Source organism: Micromonospora sp. ATCC 39149 (genome assembly GCF_000158815.1).
Classification (GTDB): domain Bacteria; phylum Actinomycetota; class Actinomycetes; order Mycobacteriales; family Micromonosporaceae; genus Micromonospora.
Genome location: NZ_GG657738.1, coordinates 5,559,276 through 5,565,968, shown reverse-complemented (window position 1 = coordinate 5,565,968; position 6,693 = coordinate 5,559,276). Strand labels below are relative to the sequence as shown.

At 73.3% G+C, this 6,693-nt stretch carries 2 protein-coding genes and 2 pseudogenes; 3 read left to right on the top strand and 1 reads right to left on the bottom strand.

The features are described 5' to 3' along the window. Nucleotides 1–3,422, top strand: a 3,422-nt coding sequence (locus MCAG_RS29855) for a LamG-like jellyroll fold domain-containing protein (protein ID WP_232290265.1), incomplete at its 5' end; no start/stop codon positions are given. A 65-nt stretch (nt 3,423–3,487) separates the two neighbouring features. On the opposite strand, the pseudogene MCAG_RS24420 reads toward MCAG_RS29855, so the two are convergent. Beyond that, nucleotides 3,488–4,530, bottom strand: a pseudogene (locus MCAG_RS24420) (App1 family protein). Nucleotides 4,531–4,693: 163 nt separating this feature from the next. Here MCAG_RS24420 and MCAG_RS24415 point away from each other — a divergent pair. Both MCAG_RS24415 and MCAG_RS24410 read left to right on the top strand, forming a co-directional pair. After that, nucleotides 4,694–6,310: a hypothetical protein gene (locus tag MCAG_RS24415; protein WP_036377948.1), complete on the top strand. Its 1,617-nt coding sequence runs from the start codon at nt 4,694–4,696 to the stop codon at nt 6,308–6,310. A 64-nt stretch (nt 6,311–6,374) separates the two neighbouring features. Next, nucleotides 6,375–6,693: pseudogene (locus MCAG_RS24410) on the top strand (hypothetical protein); the annotation flags it as partial.

Below are 6,693 nucleotides of genomic sequence, written 5' to 3'. Positions count from 1 at the left end.
TCGGACGCATGCAGGTCGGCAACTCCGGCAGCCAACGCTCCCAGACCCTGGTCAACTTCCCCGTCCCCTACAGCACGCTGGCCGGGGCCGAGATCTACGACGCCCTCTTCAAGATCACTAATACCCGGTCGTGGAGCTGCACCGCCAAGACCGTCAACATCTACGCCCCGGCAACCACCCTGGCCTCCGGCAACGCCACCTGGAACCACTGGGAGGGTGTCACCAAGGGCAGCGCCGTGGCCTCCGAGAGCTTCGCCTACGGCTACAGCGGCTGCGACGCCGCCGCCGTCTCCTTCGACGTCACCAACCAGATCAGGGCCGACGTCACCGCCAAGAAGCCCACCCGCACCCTCTGGATGGTCGCCGCGAACGAGGCCGGCGACACCCAGAGCTGGAAGGAGTTCCTCGAGACCAGCCCCACCCTCACCATCCGCTACAACCACAAGCCCAACACGCCGACGGGAATGACGACGTCCCCCACGACGTCCTGCGCCGCCGCCAGCCCCACCGTCGTCGGCGACACCTCGGTCTCGCTCTACGCCCCGGTCTCCGACACCAACCGCGGCACCCTCGGCGTCACGTTCAAGCTGTGGAAGGTCAGCACCCCCGGGACGCTCCTGGTCAACACCAACCCGAACCTGCTGACGTACTCCTCCGGCAGCACCGCCGTGTACGTCGTGCCGCGCGCCACCCTCGCCACCGCCGCCGGGGTCACCGGGACCAGCAACGGCGTGCCGACCACCTTCGCCTGGCAGGTCCAGGCCACCGACTTCCGCACCCCCAGCAACTGGTCGGCCACCTGCAAGTTCACGTTCGACGCGACCCGGGCCGGGCCGCCGAGGATCTCAGCGCCCGCCCAGCAGACCACCGTCGGTGTCCAGGCCAGCTTCATGATCACGCCGCCGGAGGCCGGCACCGTGCCGACCGGCTACACGTACCAGCTGAACGCCGCGCCGCCGGTGACCATCACCGCGAATGCCAGCGGCAACGCGACAGTCCCCGTCCGGCCCACCCGGCTGACGAACACCCTTTCCGTCACCAGCGTCACAGCGGATGGCCGGAACTTCGGCGAGACGCAGACCCTGACCTTCAACGCCATCCCCCCGGACGCTGCGGCGGCGGACAGCGACCTGACCGGTGACGGTCGGGCCGACCTGCTCAACGTGGGCTCCACCAACAACCTCGCCGCGGGGATCTGGCTGGCGGAGAACAACGGCGCAGCCGGCGTCAACCCGAACATCAGCAACATCGGCGCCCGGGGCAACGGGGTCTCCGGGACGAACTCGCCGGCCGACTTCGACGGCACCCAGGTCATCAGCGGTCGCTTCCTGGGGGGCAGCTTCCAGGACGTCCTCGTCTACTACCCGGCCGCCGACCCCGTCCGCGCGGAGTTGATCGCCGGCAACGGCGACGGCTCGGTGCTGCGGCCGGAGCGGGTCGAGAACCAGTTCGGCATCGATGGTTCTCTGCTGAACGACCCGAACGGCAACCCGCCGATCCAGCTCGCCAACGCCGGCGACAGCCGTCAGCTCAGGTCCGGCTACCCCGACCTCATCGGCACCAGCGGGGACGCCACCAGCGGCTACTTCCTGACCTACTACCCCAACCTCGGCACTGCCGGCGGCTACCTCGGCACCCAGCACACCACCGCGTCGACCCCGACCGGCGGCACCGACTGGAACAACTGGCGCATCGCCACCGCCCAGGCGACCGACGGCACCGCCATGTTCCTGTGGAACCGCACCACCGGCGCGCTGCACCTGTGGTCCGGGCTCGCGTTCAACCAGGACACCGGGCAGCTCGCCTACACCGCCCGCACCCTCGCGGCGGCCGGCTGGAACGCGGGCGCGAACCTGAGCCTGCGGGCCGGTGACATCAACGGCGACGGCATCCCGGACCTGTGGACCGTGGGCGCGGACGCAGCCACCACCGCCTGGCTGGTGACCGACCTCCAGGCCGGCAGCGCCACCGTCACGGCGCAGCCGAGTCAGACCCTGCTCACCTCGGACCACACCTGGAAGTTCGACGACTCGGGCGACGGGGCGGTGACGACCGCAACGGACGTCACCGGCGGCAGTGCGCTGACCGCCACCGGCGGCGACGCCTTCTGGCGCAGCGACGACCTGTTCAGCCCGGCCCTCATCATGAACACCGACGCGACCGGCACCGAGGTGAACGCCTCGGGCGACGGGGCGTTGACGGTCAACAGCCCCCTGATCGACACCGCGAAGTCGTTCAGCATCTCGGTCTGGGTCAAGCCGACCGCGGCCGGCGGGGTCATCGCCAGCGCGGACGGCGCCAACGCGTCGCGCTTCCTGCTGTGGAACAACACGAGCGACAACACCTGGCGCTTCGGCATGGGCAACGCCGACAGCGGCTGGTCGTACACCCAGGTGGTGACGCCCGCCGGGACGGCGCTCGGCGTCTGGACGCATCTGGTGGCGACCTACAACGCCGAGACCCGGACGATCTCGCTGTACGTCAACAGCGTGCTGAAGGGCAGCGCCCAGTTCACCGCGACGCCGACGTGGCCCAGCGGCGGCAAGTTCGTCGTCGGCCGCTACCTGTACCAGGGCCAGCCCACCGCCTACTACGCCGGGATGATCAGCAACCTCCAGGTGTGGAAGCGGGCGCTCACCCCGGCCCAGGTGGGGGCGAACAACACCGTGCCGGTGGCCGGGGCACGCACCCCGTTCGGCGCGACCACCTGGACTCCCCCGGGCACCGGGACCACGGAGACGGACATCTACACGGCCGACAGCAGCGGCAACCTGTGGCGGTACCGCAAGCAGAACGCGCAGGTGGGCACCCCTCGGCTGATGTCGACCGGATGGAACCAGTTCACCGTCTTCGGGATCGCCGACTGGAACCACGACGGCAACCAGGACATCGTGGTGCGCGACAACACCTCCTGCGAGCTACAGGTCTTCCTCGGCACGGCGGACGACCTGAGCGCCAAGCCGGAGGTCCTCGGCGTCCAGTGGTGCAACTACCGTCCGTACGGGGTGGCCGACTGGAACCGCGACGGCTTCCAGGACGTGATCGCGGCGGGCTCGACCAACGACCTGTGGGTGTATCCCGGCGACCTCAAGGGCGGCAAGAGCGCCCGGGTGGACGTCGGCGACGGCTGGTCGACCGACTACACCCCGTACGGCATCGTCAACGTCGTCGGCGATGCCACGCCGGACGTCTACACCCGGTTGGTGAGCAACGGCACGCTGCGGTTGTACGACTTCCCGGCGGGAAGCATCACCCAGGTCGGTGTGGGCTGGGGCGGTTACACCTCGTTCGGCCTGACCGACTTCAACCGGGACGGCAGGCCCGATGTCGTCGCCCAGGAGAACTCGACCGGACTCCTGTGGCTGTACCCGGGAGCCCCGGCGGGTCTGCTGAGCGCCCGCAGCCAGATCACCGGCTGGTGACGTAGCGGGCGGCGGGCCGGGCCGGTGGTGGTCCGGCCTGCCGTGGCGTCGCCGTCGGAAAGCGGTCAGACCAGGCCGGCGTCGCGCAGCAGTTTCCACAGCCCCGCGCCGTCCGGGGCGGAGAGCCACTTCTGCCCCACCGGCCCCGACGACGAGCTGCCCGACGCGGCGGGCAGGCTGCCGGCCAGCACCGACTGGGTGGGCGACAGGCGGCGGATCGCCACGCCGGCCACGTTGTCCGGGTGCCCGGCGGCGAACTCCCGGTAGATCTCCGGGTCGTGCTGGCCGTCGTCGCCGATGAGCAGCCAACGCACGTCGGGAAACTCGCGGGACAGCCGGGCCAGGGTGGCCCGCTTGTGCTCCCGGCCGCTGCGGAACCACCGGTCGGCCGTCGGCCCCCAGTCGGTGAGCAGCAGCGGCCCGGCCGGGTAGAGGTGCCGGGACAGGAACCGGGTCAGCGTCGGCGCGACGTTCCACGCGCCGGTCGACAAATAGAACACCGGTGCGCCGGGGTGGGCGGTGACCAGCCGTTCGTAGAGCACCGCCATGCCGGGCACGGCCGCGCGGGCGTGCTCGTCGAGGACGAAGGTGTTCCACGCGGCCAGCAGGGGACGCGGCAGGGCGGTCACCATGACCGTGTCGTCGATGTCGGAGAGGATGCCGAACTTGACGTTCGGGTCGAGGACGCGGATCAGCGCCTCCACAAGGCTCGGCGTCGGCGACGCTGAGGCGCACCGACGCCCAGCCGGGGGGTGAGGTCGGCCTCGACCACGGTGTCGACGAAGCCGCTGCGGTCGGCCTTCGCCTCGTGCGTCACGCCGCCGGCCTCGATGGTGACCGTCACGTGCTTGGCGGGCAGGGTGGTGAAGCTGCGCCAGCCACGGACCTTCTCCAGGCGCTGCCGGGTCCGGGTGTCGGGGCGGCCGAGCAGCACCCGGCACAGCACCCGCGCCCAGCCGGGGGCGCCGTAGCCGGCGTACGCGATGATGTTGGTCTGCCACCCGGTGCGCCGCAGCCGGCGCTCGACCAGGTTGTGCACGGCATCCTCGATCCGCGCGGCCCGGTGCAGGGTCGGTACGGCCAGTTCGCCGGCGGGTGTCGGTGGCACGTTGCAACCCTGCCACACCCCGGCCACGACAGCCACGCGAGACCCCGGCTCCCCCGCCCACCGCGCCGCCGACCACCACCCGCCGCCGGTCTGCGGCGAACCGGCCCGGCCCGCCCCGGGAGCGTGACACACTCCGGTCGGGGCGACGACGGGGGCGTTGGTCGTGTCGACACCTGTGCAGGACCGTGGGCGGCGGCGTCCGGCGCTGGACCGGCCGGCGCGGGCCGCGCTGCTGCTCGGGCTGGCCGGGTTCGGCTACCGGCTGGTCCTCACGCTGCTCACCGTGCCCGTGTCGAACAGCGACGAGGCCACCTTCGGCCTGGCCGCGCTGCACATCGCGGCCGGCCGGGAGCACCCCGTCTTCCTGTACGGGCAGCGCTACATGGGCATGGCGGAGGCGTACCTGGCGGCCCCGCTGGTCGCCGTCGCCGGGCCGAGCTGGCCGGTGCTGCGGCTGCCGATGCTGGCGCTGTGGGCGCTCTTCGTCTTCCTGGCCTACCGGCTGACCCGCCGGATCTGCGCGCCGTGGTACGCCGTGCTGGTCGTCGGCCTGCTCGCGCTGGGCCCGGAGCGGGTGGTGCGCGACCAGTTGCAGGTCGTCGGGGGGCGGCCCGAGGTGAAGCCGGCGGTGCTGCTGATCCTGCTGGTGGCGGTGGGGCTGGCCGACCGGCGGGTGCGGTCCCGGCCGCTGGCGGCGGGGGCCGCGGGGCTGCTGGCCGGGTTGGCCGTCTGGTCGGACTGGCTGATCGTGCCGTACCTGGCGGCGGCCGGCCTGCTGCTGGCCTGGGTGCTGCGCCGGGAGTTGCTCGGCTGGTGCGGGGCGACGCTGGCGGCCGGGTTCGCCGTCGGGGCGGCGCCGCTGGTCGCCGACAACCTGCGCGCACCACCGGGGCAGGACTCGCTGTCGGTGCTACGACGCATCAGCCAGGTGGCCGGCGCGACGCCGCCCCTGACCGACCGGCTGCGCGGCGGGCTGCTGGAGGGGGTGCCGCTGGCCACCGGGCTGTGCCCGGTCGACGGCTGCGCCCACTGGCAGCAGTGGTTCGGGCTGTTCTACCCCGCGCTGCTGGCCGCCGCCGCGGTGCTCGCTCTGGTCGCGTACCGGCGGGCCGCCGCCCGGCCGGCCGGCGACCAGGTCGGGCCGGCCGCGCAGCTAGCCCTGGTCGCGGGTGCCGGGTTGACCCTCGCGGCGTACGTACGCAGCCCGCTGGCCGCGACCGACCCGCTGAACAACGCCCGCTACCTGTCGGTGCTGCAGCTCTCGCTGCCGGTGGCGCTGTGGCCGCTGTGGGTGGCGGCGCGGCGCGCGTGGCGGGGCACGGCGGGCGCGGCCGGGCGGCTCGCCGGAGCGTCGGCCACCGCCGCGCTGGCCGGGTTGGCCGCCACCGCGCTGGCCGCCACGGCGTTGTTCGGCGCCGGCCTCGAGCCGTCGCGCGTCGAGGAAAGGCAGGCCCGGGAGCTGGCCGACGCGGTCCGCCGGGCGGGGCTGCGCGCGGTGTACGGCGAGTACTGGACCTGCAACCGGCTGGTCTTCAACACGGCCGAGTCGGTGGTCTGCGGGGTGCTCGACGGGCGGCTGACGCCCGGGCAGAACCGCTACCCGCCGTACTGGCGGCAGGTGGGCCGGGCCGAGCGACCCGGGTACGTGCTGGTGGCCGACGGCCCGGCCGACCGGCGGCTGCGGGAGCTGCTCGGCCCGCGCGCCGGGCCGGCGCTGCTCGCCGAGGTCGGCGGCTATCGCGTGTACCACCCGGAGACGGCCGTGCGGCCGTGGCGGTGAGCGCGGTGCGTACGCTGGCCCGGCCGGCGCGGACGACGCCGGGTGCGCGAGGAGTCGTGAGGCGATGCTCATCCTGCTGCCGCCCTCGGAGGGCAAGGCCGACGCCGGGACCGGCCGGCGGCTGGACCTGGCCCGGCTGTCCCTGCCCGAGCTGACCGGTGCCCGCGCGCGGGTGCTGGCGGCGCTGGTGGGGCTCTGCGCCGGCCCGGGCGGGGCGACCGCCCGGGGCGGGACGGCGACTGAGGACGAGGCGGCGGCCCTGGAGGCGCTGGGGCTGACCCCGGGGCTGGCCGGCGAGCTGCGCCGCAACGCCCGGCTGGAACGGGCGGCCACCGCCGAGGCGGGCCGGCTCTACACCGGCGTGCTGTACGAGGCCCTCGACC